A 17,987-nucleotide genomic window follows, 5' to 3' on the forward strand; every position below is an offset into this window, starting at 1 on the left:
TCAGTGACGCAATAGCGCGTACACGACGATAAGTGCCGCCTAGTGCAGCGGCGGGTCTCATCCTCCGCGAGTGAAAGGGTGGCCGCGATGCCACAGATCCCGGCTGGCAGGTCGTACCGGCTCAAGAACAAGCGCAGCGGTCTGTACATGAACGTCGGGGCGTACAGCCATGACGCGTCCATGGAGCTTCAGCTGTGGCACCTCCAGCCCCAGTCCGACAACAATCGGGCCAGCCAGATCTGGCATGTCTTCCCGCTCGACTTCGGCATGTACCTGCTGGCCAACAAGGCCAGCGGCCTCGTGGCGAACGTCGCCCGCAACTCGGCAAGTCCGGGATGGCACCTGGAGCAGTTCCACCTTCAGCCGCTGAGCGACCAGCCCGCCCAGCGGTGGCTCCTGCACGACGTGACCGGCGGCGCCGTCGAGGTCATCAACGACAAGAGCCAGTTGCTGGTACAGCCCTTCTCCTACAGCACGGATCCGGGGACCCCCCTCCAGCAATGGACCCAGGCCGACAGCCCTAACGCCGACTCACAGCGTTGGCTCTTCGAGATCGAGGACGAGTACAAGCCCATCCTCGACCTGCCCGACGCCACCTACCCCGGCATCGGCGACATCCACCGGATGACCGACTACAGTCCAACCTCCTCCGAGAAGACGGAGTCGGTGGAGGTCGGGGCGATGGCCTATCCCTTCCCGCTGGTCAAGGACCCCGCCTACGACCTGCGGCGCCAGGCGAAGGAGAGCCCCTACTACATCCTGCGCCGGTACGGCTTCTGGGAGCGGGTCTTCTCCTACGAGCACGGCGGCGCCTCGGACTACACCCACACGGAGAAGACGACGGTGGGCCTGACGACCACTGATGCCAAGACCGTCGAGAACACCACCAGCATCTCGGTCACCGCTGAGGCCAGCTTCGGCTTCAAGGGATTCGGCGCCTCCTTGAGCACAACCGTCAGCCACGAACTGAAGGTGACCACCACCCACGAGGAGGTCAAGGAGCACAAGAGGGAAGTAACCATCGAACGGAAGTACTTCGCCGGGAAGCGGGTCACCGAGGGAATCTGGTACCGGAGTGACAAGTACGTCCTCGAACGTCTCAACGGCACCGTGGTCCTCGAATGGACCACGCGTGACCCCAACACCTCCATCGCCGACGCGTGGCCCCGACCGGCCGTGAAGGCCCCCGAACAGCACTGACCACACCGCCCGAGCCCCGGCGTTTCCCATGCGGCAGACCCGCCGCATGGGGGGGCGGCGTCAGGAATCGAGCCCGGCGACGACCTGATCGCCCGGATGCTCGACTACAACGACGACACCACAGCCCGCCTCGCCGAAGAGGCTGAAGGAACCTGGCGCCACTATGCCCCCGGCGACCACTCACAGTGACCCCGAGCCCTCAGTACGAGGAATACGTGACAGTCGATTACCCGAGGTCCCCAGTTCCGAGGCCGGGGCCGCCAGCGGCGTCGGCCTTCTATGTTCGGGATCAGCGCAAGGTGGAGCGGCCCTACTCGGACATTTGAATCTTGAAACGACTCGTGGTTACGTCGCCGTGTTCAGTGAGGATGTCGTCCGGCATTACCAGGGTTTTCTCGACCGGCGCCGTCAGGTCAGGCCGACCGACGAGTACCGGCCGGTCACCGAACCCGAATGGCTCGGCTTCGAGGAGCACTTCGACCAGCGCAAAGTCGAGCTGGGAGGGTGCGCCCGTCCCTACTCGACACCTTGCCAGCATGAGCACGCCTGTCTGAGATGTCCCATGATCAACATCAATCCGAAGATGCTGCCCCGCCTCGACGAGATCGAGGTCGACCTTCTGGCCCGCCGGGCCCGGGCCGAAGCAAAGGGGTGGCTCGGTGAGATTGAAGGGATCGACCTCACCTTGTCCTTCCTGCGCCAGAAGCGGGATCAGACCCGTCGGCTCGCCAGGGTCGCGCCGGTCGACCTCGGCATACCCGGCATCGCGCCGCGATCAGCGGCCAGGCGAGAATGAGGGGATGTATTGCCTTCAGGCGGTCATCGCCACCCAATCCGTGCTCCGCGAGTTGGCCGGCTCCACCACAGAGGCCCGCATCGTTCCTCTCAGCCAGCACCTCTGGCTCCTGCCGATGAGCAACGCGCTGTTCGATGCGGTCACGGTCGCCGGAGCGCCCGAACTCGACGGGTTCTGGAAGGCTCCAGCGGGCTTCGATCGCCTGCTCAGCGCGTGCTCGGAGACAGGACCGGTGGCCTACATCGAGGCCGATTACTTCGGCGGGGCAGGAACCCAGACCGCCCAGGTCTGGGATGCAGGCCAGGTAGTCCTTGGCCCATTGCGCCTGGCCGAAGGGGGGACGTCGCCGACGACCGGCACTCCTATCTCTCAGGCGCTGCGGTGGCTCGGCGCCGCAAAGGGCGATCATGTCGACGAGTTCGCCGCAGTCGGCCTCGGCCGTCATCGCGACACAGGCGACTGGCTCTCACCCAGAACCCAGTGAAGGCCCGTCGGGCCGACCACTTGACTTGGTGCAGAGAAGCCGTCAAACGCCTCAGGCGAGCACCCACTTGGGCGCGTGTCCGGGGTCGGCCGGGCAGGTGAAAACGTGCAGGTCCCGGTCCCGGCCGAAGCGGAGCCGAGTGGGTTGGGCAACGGATTGGCCACCCCGGATCGACGTCTTCCCGCTCAGGGTCGGGTCACGGTCCTCCAGTGGCATCCAGCTGTGCGAGCCGGCGTCCATCTCGTAGCCCTCGGCCGTCAGCAGCAGCCGCATGGGGGTTGCGCAGGACGCGCAGTCGATGGTCATCGGGCCCGTCGACGCCCAGCTGGGGAAGCCGCCGACGCGCCAGCCGGGCGGGATCGACAGGTCGTACTGGTAGCTGGGGGCGTTGGGGCCGTGTTCCGCTACCTGGGCGTCGTCCCACGCGTCGATGCGTGCGATCAGCGAGGCGGGCAGCGTGTCGTCCTCCGCCCAGGGGTAGGTGTCCACCTCTTCCGGGTGCAGGACGCAGGGCTCGGGGAGTTCGTGTTCCCATCGGAGCAGGGGCACGTGGGGCGGATCAGCAAGGAAGCGTTCCGCTTGCTCGGTCTGCCCGGCCTGTCGCCACCGCAGGTGGTAGCGGCGCTCCAGGTGCGGGCCGTGGGTGAAGGGGCAGCGGAAGAGTTGCACCAGGTCCGCGTTGTCGGGTCCGCAGGCAAGGCCCGGGATGTCACGGTGGAAGAACTGGGCCAGCCCCACGAAGGGCACCGGGTCGTCCAGTCCGGGAGTTGCTGCGGGGGGCCATGGTCGGCTCGGCGGCCAGACCCCTGCGGCCCGGGCGCTGCGGATCTCCTCCGGTGCGTAACCCTCGCTCTCGCGCTGGTTCGGCTCGTGGCAGAGCGGCCAGGGTTCGCTGTCCGGCCACAGCATCGGCCCGCCGACGTGACTGTCGTGCATGCCGGGCTGCCCCGGTCTGGGGTGCAACCGGGTTGTCCGAGCTCGGTAGTGGGCCAGCTCCGGGAACACTGCCTCCACGGACACCGGTCTGGCCGGCGTGGTCCTCGTCATGCGCAGACCGTACGCGGTCGGGCAAACGACGGGCGAGCGGATTGCCGCCGTCCCTAACCCTTGCCGCCTCTGGCCCGGCGGTCCAGGAGCTCGATCACTCGCGTTTCCGAACGTAGGAGCCGCTCGCGCTGGTCAGGAGGCAGAGAGGTGAGGAGGTCGACAAGGACTTGCTGCCGCGGAACGTGGACCATGTTGCCGGAGTAGACCCTGCAGTTGGAACACCAAGCGAGCCGGATGCAGCGCTCGAACATGGAGGACTCGGGCGGATGGAAGCGATACTGATACGAGCAGACGGGTGTCCTGCAAGTGGCACAGACCCGTCGATCACCGTCTGGAACCGTGTTCCAGTCCGCTACCTGTCGCCAACGCTCTCGCCCGGCCAGTGCTCTTCAAGTCGTCATGCCGAACATTCTCCCTCACGGAGTTCACGCAGTGCAGCCGTCCGAGGAAGACCCCTTCGCGATCGCCTCGCTTGACTTGGTGCAGAGAAGGTTCCTGTGGGCTGTCGACGTACCGTGGGACCGGGCCGGCCGGGCGGAGGCCCGAGACTTCGCACTGTGGCTGAAGATGGTCAAGAAGCCGCCGCGGCCCCGGCGGCCGGACGCCACGGCGCCCGGGTCGGTCAATCCGGTGACCGGCAAGCGGTACGCGGGCGAGAACTACGCGGCACGCACCCGGAGGCACGCGCGGGCAGTCGTCCGCAGCTTCTACGAGTACCACCGCGACATGCACGGACGGTCGCTGCTCAACCCGTTCCCGAAGACCAAGCGCGCCGAGGACGAGCACCTCAACGCCCACCACAACCCGATGCACGCCTTCAAACACCCTGCCCGCCGGGCCCCCTACCAGCCGAAGGAACCCCGGCGAACCCCGCGCGGCATCCCCGACCAGGCATTCAACGAACTGTTCGCGACCCTGCCCTCTCACCGCGACCGCGCGCTGGTCGCCTTCTACATCTCGGCCGGCCCGCGCGCCTCGGAACTCCTCGGCGTCAGCCGCGACCGGGTCAGCCCCGGTGACCAGACGATCGGCGTCATCCGCAAGGGCTCCCGGGCCCTGCAATGGATCCCCGCCTCCAGCGACGCGTTCGTATGGCTGCGGCTGTACCAGCAGCAGATCCGCCCGCAGGCCCTCGACGGGCGGGAGGAACCGCTGCGCTGGACCCTCCGGCGCCCGATCAGGCCGTTGAGCTACGACGCGGCCCGCATGGTGTTCACCCGGGCCAACGAGACCCTGGGAACGAACTGGACCCTGCATGACCTGCGGCACAGCGCGGCCAAACGCATGGTGCTCGACCCCAAGCTCTCGCTCACCGACGTCCAATGGGTCCTTGGCCATCTCCACATCAGCACCACGGAGCAGTACCTCGAACCCGCCGAGGACGAGGTCGTCGCGCACGTGCTGGCCCACCACGCCCGGCAGGCTGCGGAGCCCGTCAAACCGGTGATGCCCGCCCCAGGCTACCGTTCCGAGGTTCTCCAGACGCTGCTCGGCACGGCCGCCCTCGGTGGAGGCCCGGCATGACCACCGCGACCGTGACTTCCCGGCCCTCCGCCCCCGTCCGTCACGCCCCCTTGCCTCCCGGCCAGGAGAAACGCGAAGCGCCGGCGACCTGGTGGCAGACGGAGGAACGGCGCGAACAGGTGCTGGAGCGCACACTCGCGTGCCGTTCACCGCGGACAGCGACGCCAACCTGCGCACACGACAGCGCGGTCTGATCAAGCTGCTGGACTGGCTGGAGGACCAGCCCGGCCGCACCTGGCAGGAGCGCTGGATGGCCAGCGGAGCCGAGGAAGCCGGCCGGGAGTGGACGCGGCTGCCGCTGCAGTGGCTCGCCGAGCACCAGCGGGCGCGCAAGTATGACCGCGCCGATCTGTGCTGCGGCATGATTCTGCTGCTAGGCGGACAAGCCGTACGCCCCGCCTACCGGTGGCTACTGCGGCAGCGCCCTTCTCAACTGCTGGCGCACATCCGCAGCGTCACCAATCCCGACGGCTTCGTCGCGCTCAAGGACCAGTACACGGCTACCGGTCACGCGGGATCCAACGACTGCAACAACGCGCTCAACCGCGTCACCTGGATCGTGACCCGCAAGGGCGGGACCGTCCACGACGTCACCATCGGCGACTGCGTCGAGCCGGACGGCCAGGCCGACCACGACGGCGACCCGAGTCCGTCCTGGGCGACAAGGCGTACGACTCCAAGGCCGTACGCCAACAGCTGCGGCGCCGCAGGATCCTGCCGGTGATCTCCCGCAAGGGCACCCCGAACATCAAGGGCCTGGGCAAGCTCCGCTACGTCGTCGAGCAGACCTTCGCCCTGCTCCACCAGTTCAAACGCCTGGCTGTGCGCTGGGAACGACGCCTTGAACTCCACGATGCCTTCGTCTCGTTGGGCTGCAGCCTCATCTGCTGGAGGCGCCTCAAGAAGGCCGGATCATGATCGTGTCACGAGCTCTAAGCGCAGTTCCCTCTTTACCGCACGGAGCAGGTCTGCCTGAAGCGGTTCCAGGTGTACCCACCAGTCCGGGTACTGCGTCGGGTCGCGGGACACATCATGCAGTGCCCTGTTGTGTGCGATGAGGGGTAGTTGAAGTTCGTCTGAACTAATGATCTCGACCTGCTTCTCGGCCAGCCAAAGTCGTTCAACAAGGCCCTTGATAGCTGGTGCGGCTTCCCCGCGCTCCCGGGCATCCAGCTCACCTTGCAGTTTCTGTGCTGCCTCCAGATAGCTGGAGATCGCAGCCTTGACTTCGGCACGGTGTGCGGCGCGCCCCTCCTCGGCGATTCGTGCTCGCGACTCCCGGGCCGCGCTGCGCTGCACGAGCAATGTCGCTGCTGCACCAACACTCACACCGAGGAGGGGCACAAGGCCGACGACCAGGTCAGATGCTATTCCAGAACTCATCCGCTCAGTGTGGCTCTTGCAGGAGGCATCCGGGGGTTGACCGAACGAAGTGGCCGCCGCGCGGCCCGGATCAGGTCGGCTCCTCCAAGATCGGAGGCTTCCTCACGCCAGTCACGCCCGACCGGGGCACTTCAGCAAGATCCTGTTACGAGCTCTAAAGGTCTGCGGAGTCCTTCATCGCCAGCCACATGCTTTCCAGTTGGGGTAGCGCCCCGGCCCCCTCTGCCAACTTCGCGGCGTTCAGGCCGCCCACGGATGCCCCACACAGCAGGTCCGGTTGGTAGCCGAAGACGTCGTACAGACAGCGGACGGTGCCGACCTCGAAGGCGCCTTTCGAGCCGCCGCCAGCCAGGACGAGCGCCCTGCGTTCGCGCTGTCCACGTCGATGACGCGGCTCACAGTGCCGCATGGATTGGTGGCCCTGAGCGTGTACGTGCCGGTCCAGCTGCGGGTGGTGGCGACCGAGGGGAAGGTGTGGGATCCCGCTGTGGGCAGTCCTGTCGGCGGCACGGGGAGCTCGGGAGGGCCGGTCGGCCGGATCTCCACGGTATCGGCGTTGTCAGTCGTCCAAGAGAGGGTTAGCGGTCCGCGCGGACGCAGCATGGCCCGGGTGGCGCAGTTGCCAAGGAAACCGAAGATCTTCGGTGGTCCGCCCGCGAAGCGGGTTTCCGGTGTTGCCGAGATGTGCGGAGCGTCCAACCTGGGCCCGAGGTCACGTAACTTCTGAGCGAACCCGATGGCCGACCGCCCCAGACAGGCCAGGGCCTCGCCCGCGAGCTGTTCGGCAGCGCCAGCCACCGTCTGGCTGGATCCGCTGGGCCGATCCTGCAGGAAGCCCACCGGCCCGTTGCCGACGCCGGTGGGGGCCTGGACCCGGATGTGGGTGTCGCTCCAGTGGGTCGGGTCGACGATGGCGCTAACCCACCCGCCTGCATAGGCGGTGAAGACGAGTGTGAGGCCAGCCGCCTGCGTACTGCCGAAGCCGCTTCCGCGGATGTCGATCCAGTCCCCGGCGCAGCCCCGCGCCGGGAAGACCGACTGGATCGCCGCCGTCGACGACTGCCTGGGCACCCCGTCGGCCGCCCTGCCGAAGCTGCCCAGGGCATGGAGCACACCGCCCAGGCAAGTGCGGCGGAAGGCGTCGCCGAAGCCGATCTCGTGGTGCGGTAGATCCTCGATGAGCGAGAGGTTCATATGGCGGCCCAATGGGCCGAAGAGGCGATCACGTATCCGCGTGTTCTCGGTGTCCAGGCCAAAACCAACCCGCAGCGCCACGTCGCTTTCTCGGTCGCCGAGTGAGGGGGCGGCTAGCAGGATGACCGTGCTTACTACAATCGCCCTGCTCACGTAATTAGCACGCAAGGCTTCCCACTCAGGCGCCATGCCGTCGTTCTCATCAGCGAGGAACAACTCCTGCGCCGTGAGCGACTCGTCGTCTCCCGTGAGATACGAGTGAGAGACCAGCTCCCGGTTCACCCGTGGCCCGACTGCCCTGAGCTGCTCGACCGCATCCAGCCGCTCCTCGGGGGTCGCCGGCAGAGCAGCGAAGAGTATCCCTGCCGCGACGGACATCAACGGCGCTTGCTCGTCTGGCGTGTTGGGTTCACCAGCGGGCTGGTCATCGCCGGAAGAATGCACAGTCCCCCCTCGGTCAGAACCGGCCTGGAGGCCGGATCACCGGACAGATCAATCAAAGGCCCATCGATAGTGCAAAGCGCGTCAATCCACTTGACGTCGAGTATGGGCGTATCTCGCCCAGTAAGCACAGTGCCGGGCAGTCCAACAATTCCGGCTAGCTTGACTCTGTCGGTGATCTTGGAGATTTCCGGTGCGGCAGCGTGATCAACGGGCATGCTCGGGGCTGTTCCGAAGGATCCTGTGATCGTCGAGGTGCTCGTTGTCGCTCCGTCCTCGTTCCGGTGAGCAAATCCCGCCTCTGACCGCGCGGATCGCGCGGGCGAGCAACCCGGACGGTACGACAGCGATATGGGTGCGCGACCGACTGGATGGCCTGTGGTGCGACGAGGACTTCGTCGACTGGTACCCGCGGGACGGGCGTCCGGGTCTCTCGCCTGCGCAGCTGGCCACCGTCTGTGTGCTGCAGTTCGTGCTCGGTCTGTCGGACCGGCAGGCCGCCGAGGCGGTGCGCTGCCGCATCGATTTCAAATACGCCATGGCCATGGAGCTGGACGATCCAGGCTTCCACCACAGTCCTGACGGACTTCCGCGGCCGTCTTGCCGAGGGTGACCGGGCCGACCGCCTCCTCGACCTCGCGCTGGCCCGCCTGAAGGAAGCCGGGCTGGTGCGCGAGCGCACCACGCAGCGTACCGACTCCACCCATGTCCTGGCCGCGGTGCGGGACCTGACACGCCTGGAGCTGGTCACCGAGGCGGTCCGCGCCGCACTGGAAGAAGTCGCCGGCGTCTCTCCTCACCTGCTGGACGGGCTGGTCGATGAGGACTGGGGCCGCCGCTACGGCCGCCCGGTCCGCCTGGGCAAGAACCCCACCAAACCCAAGACCAGAATCCTCGCCACCGGCGACGACGCCGTCAGGCTCCTGGAACACCTCTACCGGCACGGAGCAGACCGCACGTCCGCCCCGCGTATCCAGGCCCTGCGCCAGATCATGGTGCAGAACTACCACCGCGACGACGCAGGACACCTGCTCCGGCGCACCGCCGAAACGGAAGGCGGGCCCGGGCTGCCGCCCTCGTCCCGGGCGATCGTCTCGCCCTACGACACCTCGGCACGCTACGCACGCCACGGACACATCATCAGCTGGAAGGGGTTCACCGCTCACCTGACCGAGACCTGTGCTCCCGACGGCCCCAACGTGATCACGGACGTGGCCACCACCGCAGCCACCACCCACGACAGCCAGGTCCTGCCCGGCATCCACACCCGCCTCGCCCGCCGTGGACTGCTCCCCGCCGAGCACCTGGTCGACACCGGCTACACATCCCTGCCCCACCTGGAACAAGCCGCACGTGAACACCAGGTCACCGTCTCCGGGCCACCGCGCAGCAACCCCACCCGCCAACACCGCCGAGGCGAGGGCTTCGCCCGGGACAACTTCCACATCGACTACGACAAGCAGGAGGTCACCTGTCCCCAGGGCCAGGTCAGCGCGGGCTGGCACGGCCCCTACCCGACCTCCTCACCCACCGCAGCCCCGCTGATCGTGGCGCGGTTCACCAAGAGTCAGTGCCGCCCCTGCCCGGTCCGCGCCCAGTGCACCAGCACCGCCGACAACGCCCGCACCGTGGGATTTCCCCCGCGAGAGCTCCGCGACCTGCAACTCCGCGTCCGCACGGAACAACAGACACCCGAGTGGAAGGCCCGCTACGCGGTCCGCTCCGGAGTGGAGAGCACGGTCAACGAATTCGCCCACGGACACGGCATGCGCCACTGCCGCTACCGAGGACAGCGGAAAGCCCACATCCAGCACGTCCTGACCGCCATCGCCGTCAACATCGAGCGCCTCAGCGGACTGACACCGACCGAGGAAGCACCCACACCCCGCCGGCCGACCGCCTTCCAGAACTACCTCGACCAGCGCGAACTACCCCGGCCAAAGTCCTGGCGAACCCTCGGCACCTGACCTCGACCATCCAAGATCACCGACAGAGTCAAGGCGCTGTCCCGTAAGTGGGCAGGGTGAGCAACAACCCCAGGGCGATGGCACCGTCTCACATTGCTGATCCCCGAAGAGCTTCTTGCCACACGTCCATCACATCGCGGGACTTGTCCAGGGCGGGATCGCGGGTTCCGCTGGGTGCGTAGGCAGGGGACCGGTCGGCACGGAGCGGCACGTGGGCGCAGTACCAGGCCCGCTTGGCGCCTGCTTGCTCCGCGTCCGTGCCGGTCCGTAGATAGTCAAGCAGTGCGGTCATGACTCGGCGGCGCCCGAAGGCGTAGACCGCGGGTTCGACGAACCAGCGGCAGAAGCTGGGGTCCGGGTCGTAGACGGCTGCCGCCAGCAGCGGGGCGAAGAACTCCTCGGGCAGGTGGGCGCGTTCAAGCAGCGACTTGCGCACCGCATGGGCCAGGTGCCGTGCGCGGCGGGCTTCCGGCACATCGGCCGCATCTTCGAGATCCATCAGCCGTGCCACCTCGGTGGCACATGACAGAAAGGAGGGCGCGGCGGGCTCAGTGTGCTCGTCGTCGGTCATGGCGGCATTGTCAGTTCCCGTAGTCGCGTGCACGAATGAGCTGGTGATTCGGCGTCGCGTGCACGGGAGCATGAACTCGCCGGACATGCCGAAGTCGCCTGCACTACGGTCGAGTTGTCCGTAGTTGTGTGCGTGACAGGGGCTTCCGGATGGCAGAGGGACCGGTGGCCGAGCGCGGGGTGCTGACCGCGCTGCCCCAGAAGTGGGAGACCGCGGTGCGGCAGGCCGAGGTGATCGGGCCGCTCGCGGCGAAGAACAGGGTGGGGTTGGCGGAGGCGGACGAGGCCGCCTCAAAGCTACGCATCTCCCGACGCCAGGTGTACGTACTGCTGGGGCGGTGGCGCGCGGGCGAGGGCGTGGTTTCGGATCTGCTCCCGGGCCGCTCCAGCGGGGGCCGGGGCGGCGGGCGTCTGTCTGGTGACGTCGAGACGGTCGTCCAGGAGGTGCTGCGCAGGCGGTACTTGACGCGGCAGCGCCGCTCGGTGGCGGCCATCTGCAAGGAGATCACGAGGCAATGCCGGACCCGTGGCCTGCGGTCCCCGTCGCGGGGGACAGTGGTCCGCCGGATTGCCGCGCTGGACCCGGTGGCATCGGTCGCGGCACGCGAGGGAAGCGACGCGGCGCGTCCTCTCCGGTCGGCTGGGGGTGTGCCGCCCGCGGCCACCGGGCTGTTGGAGCAGGTCCAGATCGATCACACGCCGGTGGATGTGATCGTGGTCGACGAGCGGCACCGGCTGCCGATCGGCCGGCCGTATCTGACGGCGGCGATCGACGTGGCCAGCCGGTGCGTAGTGGGCCTGGTGGTGACGTTGGAGGCGCCGTCGGCGACCTCGGTCGGGCTGTGCCTGGCGCACGCGGCGACGGACAAACGGCCGTGGCTGGAGCGCCTCGGTGTGGAGGCGGTGTGGCCGATGCGCGGCAAGCCGCACGCGCTGTATGTGGACAACGCCGCGGAGTTCAAGAGCGAGGCCCTGCGCCGTGGCTGTGACCAGCACGGCATCGCCCTGCGCTACCGGCCGCGTGGCCTGCCCCACTTCGGCGGAATCATCGAGCGGCTGATCGGCACCATGATGCATCTGGTGCACGAACTGCCGGGCACCACGTTCTCCAATACTGCCGAGCGCGGCGCCTACGACAGCGACGGCAAGGCCACGCTGACCCTGCGCGAGTTGCAGAAGTGGCTGGCGTTGGCGGTGGCCTGCTATCACCGTGAGGTCCACGAGCGGCTCGGCCGCACCCCGGCCGGAGTATGGGCCGACAAGGTCACCGAGGCGCCGCGGCCAGTGACCGTGACGAACGAGACGGCGTTCCTGATCGACTTCCTGCCGGTGATCCGCCGAACCTTGTCGCGGTCGGGGTTCGTGATCGACCACGTGCAGTACTTCAGCGACGCACTCAAGCCGTGGATCGCCCGCCGCGAGCGGCTGGGCCGATTCGTACTGCGCCGGGACCCGCGCGACATCAGCCGGATCTGGGTCCTGGACCCGGACGGTACCGCGTATGCAGAGGTGCCCTACCGAACACCGTCGCGGCCGCCGATCAGTACGTGGGAGCAGAAGGCCGCCGTGGCACGGCTGCGCGAGCTGGGCCGCGCCGAGGTCGACGAGAACGCGCTGTTCGCCATGGTGGCGCAGATGCGCGAGATCACCGACGCCGCTGCGGCCACCACCCGCAAGGCCCGCCGCGACCGGCAGCGCAGGGACGTCGCGGCAGCGTCCCGGCTGCACTCCGTGACGCCGGCCAAGCCGCCCGCCCCGATCGCGGGGCAGGACGAGAGGCCAGATGCCGCTCCGTTCAAGGAGATCGAACAGTGGTGAACGAGGACCAGGACGACACGGTTGACCTGGCACACCTGCGCCCGGCCGCGCAGCAGATCGCGCGGCTGCCAAACGCGGAGCGTCTGCGCTACGTGCGAGCGGACCGGTGGATCGGCTACCCGCGCGCCACCGAGGCCCTGGGGCGGCTGGAGACGCTGCTGGCCTGGCCGTCCAAGCAGCGGATGCCGAACCTGCTGCTAATCGGGCCGACCAACAACGGCAAGTCGATGATCGTGGAGAAGTTCCGCCGTTCCCACCCGCCGATCTCGCATCCGGACCACGAGCAGATCCCGGTCCTGACGGTGCAGATGCCCTCCGAGCCGACGGTCATCCGCTTCTACACCGCGCTGCTGGCCGCGCTCGGTGCACCGCTGCGCTCGCGCTACCGGCTGGCCGACCTGGAGCAGACGGTGCTGCGGCTGCTGCGGGTGGCCGAGGTGCGCATGCTGGTGATCGACGAGCTCCACAACGTCCTCGGCGGCAGCGGCGACAAGCGCCGGGAGTTCTTGAACCTGCTGCGCTACCTCGGCAACGAGCTGCGCATCCCGCTGATCGGCGTTGGCACCCGGGACGCCTATCTGGCCATCCGGGCGGACGACCAGCTCGAGAACCGGTTCGCGCCGCTCACCCTGCCCCGCTGGGAAGCGGACGAGGACGCCTACTCGCTGCTTGCCAGCTTCGCCGCCTCGTTCCCGCTGCGCAGGCCCTCGCCGATCGCGAGTGCCGAGATGGCCGGCTACCTGCTCACCCGGAGCGAGGGCACCATCGGCGAGCTGGCCCATCTGCTCACCGACGCCGCCGTTGTGGCGATCGAGTCCGGCGAGGAGGCCATCACTCAGCGCACCCTGCTGCTGGCGCCGTACGCCGGGCCGAGCGAACGGCGCCGCCTGTTCGAGCGCGAGTTGACGTGAGCGGGCCGCGGCGCTGGCCGCTGCACCCGCAGCCCGGCCCGCTGGAAGCACTCTCCTCATGGCTGGGCAGGATCGCCGAGGTGTACGAGATGCCGGTGCACGAACTGCTCCGGCACAATCTCGGCCTCGTCGGTCCGAGCCTGTCGGCCGATCTCGACATCGACCCGCCGATGACGATGCTCGCCGCGCTCGGGGAGAAGACCGGCGTGGACCTCGCCCGGTTACGGTCGATGACGCTGGCCGGCTGGGTGCCCTGGCTCTTCGACACGGTGCCCGTCGGCGCCCAGGACGCGCAGAGGGTCTTCGATGCCTATGTCCGTGACAACTCCGTCCTGTTCGCGTGCAAAGCCACGACACATCACGTGCTGCGCTTCAAGCCGGAATGGGCAGGCCCGTGGCTTCTTTCTCGCCCCGCCCTGCGCGCCTGCCCAGACTGCGTCGCCGACCCGGAGCGTGGCCTGTCGCTCATGTGGCGGTTGCCCTTGATGACCAGTTGCGTCGAGCACGACTGCCGACTTCTGGAGATCTCCGAGGTCCGGGCCGGGCTGGTCCTGGGCCGGGACATCCCCAGGGAGCCTCTGCCGACGCCCCGCGCCGCCCTGGACCGCCGCACCCATCAGGCCCTCACCACCGGCCGGGTCGCCCTGCCCGGCAGAAGCGTGCACGCCGGTGTGTGGTTCCGCCTCCTGCGCTCCCTCCTGGACGAGGTCAGCCTCGCCGCCAGCAGTCAAGGCACCTGCGGTAAAGCAGTGTTGCAGCAGATCTGGCAGACCACCGGACACCGGGAACGCGCCGGGCTGAACGTCTGGCGCCCCTTCGAGCAGCTGCGAGAAGACGTCCGGGAGACGATGTGGGACGCCGCCGCCACCGCGTTCCAACTGGCCGCCGACGGTTTGATCACCGTCCGCGGGCGACTCGGTTCCGCCCTCCAGTTACAGGTCCCCTACGTCTACGACGGCGACGAGCCCGCCCCGTTCCAACACGCTTGGCGGGACGCCATGGCCGCGTGGGAGGAGGCGCTCACCCAGGCCCGCACCGACCCGGACACCGCACGGCAGCTCCTCGGCATGCTCACCGGCGGCTGCCGCACCCTCAACGACTATGAGAAGCAACGTGCCTCCCTGTACGGGGAGGGCATCCCCGCCGCGTTTCTGCCAGGCGCCCGCGAACTGGGCCGCCTCGACCTCATCTGACGGCGTTCCACTTCCCCGCTTGGACCTGGAGTCACGTGTCTTGTTCCGAGTGGGCTAACTGGATGCCGGTGCACCCGTCCGGCGGGGATCGAGCGCTGTCGATGCGGCCGCGGACGCCGCGAGCAGCGCCGCACCGCTGGCCGTGAGCAACGCGAGGACCGTCGCATCCGGGGTGATGTGCATGTGGAGGCGGGTGGCGGCGACCGCGACGACGCTGATCGGAAGGGTGGTGGCCAGCAGACCGGCCCTGGTGAACCCGAACCTGATGAACAGCGGGAACTGGATTGAGACGGCCAGTGTGAACGCCGCCCAGGACACCGTCACGACCGTCGCGACCGTGTGTCCTGTAAACGCGATGTGCTGTTGCTGGGCGAGGATCAGGGCCGCTGGCGCCCCGAGGCCCGCCGTGACGGCGAAGATCGCCAGTGCCCAAAGGTAGTGGCCGAGCACAAGTGAGCGGCGGGTCAGGGGTAGGACCGCGTACAGCGTCTCGAGGTCCGCGCGCTCCGAGACCATGAACGGGTAGCTGGCGGTCGTCGAGGCGCACAGCATGGTCAACCCGGGGACGACGACCTCCGGCCGGTTGTACATGATCGCCACGACCAGCAGCGGCGTGAGGACGATCTGGCGGCGGTAGGGCGCCACGGTTCGGAGGTTCAGCACCGCGACGCGGACGGAGGCGGTCATGAATACTCCTTCACGGGAATTCGGGGGTGCTCGGACGCTCCGATGTGGACGGCGATCTCCTCAAGGCTGGGCGGATCGATTACGACTCGGTCGCCAAGCAGTTCGGCGTCCTCGGTGGCGACGAGGGCCTGGACTCCCACGCCGGTGCGCCGGACGCCGATCAGGGGTATGCCGACGACGTCTGCGAGGTCGTCCGGGCCGGCACGCACGATGCGGTAGCCGTCCAGGATCTCGTCCTTGGTCCCGGTGGCGACGATCCGGCCGTCGTGGATGAGCGTCAGGTAGTCGCCGATACGCTCCAGGTCGGAGGTGATGTGCGTGGAGAACAGGACGCTGTGCCGCTCGTCGGTGAGGAAGTCGCCGAGGATCGCCGAGAGTTCGTCCCGCGCTGCCGGGTCCAGGCCGCTGGTCGGCTCGTCGAACACGAGCAGCCGCGCGCGGTGGGACAGTGCGATCGTGATCATCAGCTTCACGGCCATGCCTCGGGACAGGTCCTTGACACGGGCCCGGGGGTCCAGGCCGAACTCGCCGAGCAGGTCGTGGTACCGCGCGGTGTCCCAGCGGTCGTAGAAGGGCCCGACCGCCCGCTCCACCTCGCTTAGCCGCCATTCCCCGACGAGGTAGGTGTGGTCGAGTACCACCCCGACATCCTGTCGGAGGGCGACCGGGGCCGGGACGCGGTGGCCGAGCACCTCGATCTCGCCCCGCTCGATCCGCTGTATCCCAAGCAGGCACCGGATGGATGTGGTCTTGCCGGCGCCGTTGGCTCCGACGAAGCCCATGACATAGCCCTGCGGAAGTGAAAAGCTGACGTTCCGCAGCCGGAACCGGCCCACCGTGGCATCCACCCCACGGAAGGCGAATGCGAACTCTGGATCCACCGGCGGATCCCCTCCCTCCATCGTGTCAACCGGGCTAGCAGCATCAGGAAGCTGCTTCCTGTTGCTCTGCCCGGATCAGTGCGTCGAGGATCTCCACCAGGTCGTCGCGGCCCAGCCCGGCCGGGCGGGCGGCGTCGAGCGCGGCCTGGAGCCCGGCCTCCACCTGCCGCACCCGTTGCTCGCGCACGAGCTCGCGGTCCAGCGACTGGACGAAGGCGCCCTTGCCGGGCACTGTCGTGATGAATCCCTCGGCCGCCAGTTCGGTGTAGGCACGCGTCGTGGTGATGACGCTGATCCGCAGGTCGCGCGCAAGCACCCGGACAGACGGCAGCGTGGCACCCTCGGCGAGGTCACCGGCGAGGATTGCCGCCCCGATCTGTTCCTTGATCTGCTCATAGAGCGGCACCTGGGAGCTGTTCGACAAGACGACCCGCATGACGCCCTCTCAACCTCACGGCCTCATCTGTACATGAGCAATATATACAGTCAGTACGGTAGGTGCACAAGGCTCGGTGGCAATGAGGGTCTTTGGGGTTGCGGGTGATGGAATTAAACGATTGTTAGATGCACGATCGGCCCGACCTCGACGGATGCCCGATTCGACCCATCCCGATCGTGCATCAACCCGTGCATCAAAGGTGATGGCGCCGTTGACTAGATGCACGGGTTTGATGCACGCTCGGCGCGTGACGAAGCGCCCTGCGAAGCCCGACGCCCGACCGATCGACTACGGCCGCTTCGGATACGCCCGGGTCTCCACCCGGGGCCAGACCCTGGAGGTCCAGCTGGCCGCGCTGGACGAGGCCGGCGTCACCGCGACCAACATCTTCGCCGAGAAGAAGTCCGGCAAAGCGGGCAGTCCCCGTCCGCAGTGGGAGGAGGTATGCTCCCGGCTACGCCCCGGCGACACCCTGGTGGTGAGCAAGCTGGACCGCATGGGCCGCGACATGCGGGAGATCATGGAGACCGCCTGGTCCCTGCAAGACCTCGAGGCCAAGCTGGAGATCCTGTCCGGGCCGCTCGCCGGCGTCTACGACCCCCGCGGCATGGGGCAGATCTTCTTCGCAGTACTGGCCGGTTTCGCCCAGATCGAACGCGAGATGATGATCGAGCGGACCCGCGATGGGCTCGCCCTGGCCGCCGCCGAAGGTCGGCACGGCGGCCGCCCCGTAGTGATCTCTAAGGACATGATGCGCGTCGCGCTTGGTCGCCGGGCTGACGGCGAGTCCGTCACCAGTATCGCCAAGGGGTTGACGTACAAGACCGCCAGCGGCGAGGAGCGGACCGTTTCTCTCCGCGCGCTCTACAACGCGTTCAAGGCTCACGACGCCGAACGAACCTCAACCGCGTAGGCGCCTGAGCAGCACCTTTGTCTGCAAAATCGGGTCACGGCCCCTTTCTCAGGTATTCAGTTCCCACCCCACTGTCAGCGGGAAGCGCGACGCCGATCCGGTCAACGGCCTTCAGCACCGCCTGAGCTGGACATCCCTCGTCCGCAACGGCCACGTACCCGACGGTGCGGTCGTTGAGCACCGAGGCCAACTCCTGCCAGCCCTACGAATAGCTCGGCAGCGACGCGATACCGAGATGGCTGCCCAACCGGCTCACGACCACGAGCAGGAGACTTCGGACATCAGCGCAGCCGACTCCGGAACCTGACAACCGGGCGTCAGATCCACGCGATCAGTGTGTCAGAAGTGCCTCGCAGAACATCTGAGTTTCGAGAGGACTTCTGCGAATGGTGACCTGCGGAAACGTGATCACCTTCAGGGCTCTCGCAGAACTCTCACAGATGGTCATTTATGAGAATGATCGTGCGTGACTCCCATGGCCCGAGGCTGCCGGTAGCGCCGGTTTTCGTTCCGATGTTCCTACTGAAGCCGACGTCTGC

General features: G+C 67.7%; 21 protein-coding genes. 12 read left to right on the forward strand and 9 right to left on the reverse strand.

The window, feature by feature from the left end:
- Positions 1 to 87 precede the first annotated feature (87 nt).
- The 3 genes from ACIRR9_RS50690 to ACIRR9_RS50700 all read left to right on the forward strand — a co-directional run bounded on the left by ACIRR9_RS50690 (position 88) and on the right by ACIRR9_RS50700 (position 2,480).
- Positions 88 to 1,200, forward strand: a complete 1,113-nt coding sequence (locus ACIRR9_RS50690) for an RICIN domain-containing protein (RefSeq protein WP_403767221.1) — start codon at positions 88 to 90, stop codon at positions 1,198 to 1,200.
- A gap of 322 nt (positions 1,201 to 1,522) precedes the next feature.
- Positions 1,523 to 1,996 carry an integrase gene (locus ACIRR9_RS50695; RefSeq protein ID WP_403767224.1) on the forward strand — a complete coding sequence of 158 codons (474 nt, stop codon included), beginning with the start codon at positions 1,523 to 1,525 and terminating at the stop codon, positions 1,994 to 1,996.
- 4 nt (positions 1,997 to 2,000) lie between these two features.
- Complete coding sequence (locus ACIRR9_RS50700; protein ID WP_403767226.1) at positions 2,001 to 2,480, forward strand: hypothetical protein; 480 nt, start codon at positions 2,001 to 2,003, stop codon at positions 2,478 to 2,480.
- A 51-nt stretch (positions 2,481 to 2,531) separates the two neighbouring features.
- On the opposite strand, the gene ACIRR9_RS50705 is transcribed toward ACIRR9_RS50700, so the two are convergent.
- Positions 2,532 to 3,500 carry a hypothetical protein gene (locus ACIRR9_RS50705; protein WP_403767298.1) on the reverse strand — a complete coding sequence of 323 codons (969 nt, stop codon included), beginning with the start codon at positions 3,498 to 3,500 and terminating at the stop codon, positions 2,532 to 2,534.
- Positions 3,501 to 4,007: 507 nt separating this feature from the next.
- Here ACIRR9_RS50705 and ACIRR9_RS50710 point away from each other — a divergent pair.
- From ACIRR9_RS50710 to ACIRR9_RS50720, 3 genes are all read left to right on the forward strand, one after another.
- A complete protein-coding gene (locus tag ACIRR9_RS50710; protein WP_403767229.1) occupies positions 4,008 to 5,051 on the forward strand; it encodes a tyrosine-type recombinase/integrase in 1,044 nt (347 codons plus the stop codon).
- Between the two features lie 139 nt (positions 5,052 to 5,190).
- Positions 5,191 to 5,775 carry a hypothetical protein gene (locus ACIRR9_RS50715; protein ID WP_403767232.1) on the forward strand — a complete coding sequence of 195 codons (585 nt, stop codon included), beginning with the start codon at positions 5,191 to 5,193 and terminating at the stop codon, positions 5,773 to 5,775.
- Positions 5,706 to 5,969: a hypothetical protein gene (locus ACIRR9_RS50720; RefSeq protein ID WP_403767300.1), complete on the forward strand. Its 264-nt coding sequence runs from the start codon at positions 5,706 to 5,708 to the stop codon at positions 5,967 to 5,969. The genes ACIRR9_RS50715 and ACIRR9_RS50720 overlap by 70 nt, the downstream gene beginning before the upstream one ends.
- Here the strand turns inward: ACIRR9_RS50720 and ACIRR9_RS50725 are convergent.
- The 4 genes from ACIRR9_RS50725 to ACIRR9_RS50740 form a co-directional block, all read right to left on the reverse strand.
- Positions 5,964 to 6,434 carry a hypothetical protein gene (locus tag ACIRR9_RS50725; RefSeq protein ID WP_403767235.1) on the reverse strand — a complete coding sequence of 157 codons (471 nt, stop codon included), beginning with the start codon at positions 6,432 to 6,434 and terminating at the stop codon, positions 5,964 to 5,966. The genes ACIRR9_RS50720 and ACIRR9_RS50725 overlap by 6 nt on opposite strands.
- 154 nt (positions 6,435 to 6,588) lie before the next feature.
- Positions 6,589 to 6,735 (reverse strand): hypothetical protein, encoded by a 147-nt coding sequence (locus ACIRR9_RS50730; RefSeq protein ID WP_403767302.1) that lies wholly within the window; start codon positions 6,733 to 6,735, stop codon positions 6,589 to 6,591.
- Positions 6,675 to 8,072, reverse strand: a complete 1,398-nt coding sequence (locus tag ACIRR9_RS50735; protein WP_403767310.1) for a hypothetical protein — start codon at positions 8,070 to 8,072, stop codon at positions 6,675 to 6,677. Before ACIRR9_RS50735 ends, ACIRR9_RS50730 begins: the two co-directional genes overlap by 61 nt.
- The gene (locus ACIRR9_RS50740) at positions 8,006 to 8,287 is read right to left on the reverse strand and encodes a hypothetical protein (RefSeq protein WP_403767238.1); all 282 of its coding nucleotides are present in this window, start codon (positions 8,285 to 8,287) and stop codon (positions 8,006 to 8,008) included. The genes ACIRR9_RS50735 and ACIRR9_RS50740 overlap by 67 nt, the downstream gene beginning before the upstream one ends.
- 137 nt (positions 8,288 to 8,424) lie before the next feature.
- Here ACIRR9_RS50740 and ACIRR9_RS50745 point away from each other — a divergent pair, with 137 nt between their 5' ends.
- A complete protein-coding gene (locus tag ACIRR9_RS50745) occupies positions 8,425 to 8,682 on the forward strand; it encodes a transposase (protein ID WP_403767241.1) in 258 nt (85 codons plus the stop codon).
- Positions 8,683 to 8,737: 55 nt separating this feature from the next.
- Positions 8,738 to 10,036 (forward strand): transposase, encoded by a 1,299-nt coding sequence (locus tag ACIRR9_RS50750; RefSeq protein WP_403767244.1) that lies wholly within the window; start codon positions 8,738 to 8,740, stop codon positions 10,034 to 10,036.
- An 88-nt stretch (positions 10,037 to 10,124) separates the two neighbouring features.
- On the opposite strand, the gene ACIRR9_RS50755 is transcribed toward ACIRR9_RS50750, so the two are convergent.
- A complete protein-coding gene (locus ACIRR9_RS50755) occupies positions 10,125 to 10,607 on the reverse strand; it encodes a hypothetical protein (protein WP_403767247.1) in 483 nt (160 codons plus the stop codon).
- 149 nt (positions 10,608 to 10,756) lie between these two features.
- Here ACIRR9_RS50755 and ACIRR9_RS50760 point away from each other — a divergent pair, with 149 nt between their 5' ends.
- The 3 genes from ACIRR9_RS50760 to ACIRR9_RS50770 are packed head-to-tail and all read left to right on the forward strand — an operon-like array spanning position 10,757 to position 14,528.
- Positions 10,757 to 12,424 carry a Mu transposase C-terminal domain-containing protein gene (locus ACIRR9_RS50760; protein ID WP_403767250.1) on the forward strand — a complete coding sequence of 556 codons (1,668 nt, stop codon included), beginning with the start codon at positions 10,757 to 10,759 and terminating at the stop codon, positions 12,422 to 12,424.
- Positions 12,421 to 13,335, forward strand: a complete 915-nt coding sequence (locus tag ACIRR9_RS50765; RefSeq protein ID WP_403767253.1) for a TniB family NTP-binding protein — start codon at positions 12,421 to 12,423, stop codon at positions 13,333 to 13,335. The genes ACIRR9_RS50760 and ACIRR9_RS50765 overlap by 4 nt, the downstream gene beginning before the upstream one ends.
- A complete protein-coding gene (locus ACIRR9_RS50770) occupies positions 13,332 to 14,528 on the forward strand; it encodes a TniQ family protein (RefSeq protein ID WP_403767256.1) in 1,197 nt (398 codons plus the stop codon). Before ACIRR9_RS50765 ends, ACIRR9_RS50770 begins: the two co-directional genes overlap by 4 nt.
- A gap of 54 nt (positions 14,529 to 14,582) precedes the next feature.
- Here ACIRR9_RS50770 and ACIRR9_RS50775 read toward each other — a convergent pair whose 3' ends face one another.
- The 3 genes from ACIRR9_RS50775 to ACIRR9_RS50785 are packed head-to-tail and all read right to left on the reverse strand — an operon-like array spanning position 14,583 to position 16,532.
- Positions 14,583 to 15,215: an ABC-2 transporter permease gene (locus tag ACIRR9_RS50775; protein WP_403767259.1), complete on the reverse strand. Its 633-nt coding sequence runs from the start codon at positions 15,213 to 15,215 to the stop codon at positions 14,583 to 14,585.
- Positions 15,212 to 16,096, reverse strand: coding sequence for an ABC transporter ATP-binding protein (locus ACIRR9_RS50780; protein WP_403767262.1), 885 nt, complete (start codon positions 16,094 to 16,096; stop codon positions 15,212 to 15,214). The genes ACIRR9_RS50775 and ACIRR9_RS50780 overlap by 4 nt, the downstream gene beginning before the upstream one ends.
- A 43-nt stretch (positions 16,097 to 16,139) precedes the next feature.
- Positions 16,140 to 16,532, reverse strand: a complete 393-nt coding sequence (locus tag ACIRR9_RS50785) for a GntR family transcriptional regulator (protein ID WP_403767264.1) — start codon at positions 16,530 to 16,532, stop codon at positions 16,140 to 16,142.
- Between the two features lie 250 nt (positions 16,533 to 16,782).
- Between ACIRR9_RS50785 and ACIRR9_RS50790 the strand changes: the two genes are divergently transcribed.
- Positions 16,783 to 17,448, forward strand: coding sequence for a recombinase family protein (locus ACIRR9_RS50790; protein WP_403767267.1), 666 nt, complete (start codon positions 16,783 to 16,785; stop codon positions 17,446 to 17,448).
- The last annotated feature ends 539 nt before the right edge of the window (positions 17,449 to 17,987 follow it).

The sequence above is a fragment of the Streptomyces sp. NPDC101234 genome, assembly GCF_044767525.1.
GTDB lineage: Bacteria > Actinomycetota > Actinomycetes > Streptomycetales > Streptomycetaceae > Streptomyces > Streptomyces sasae.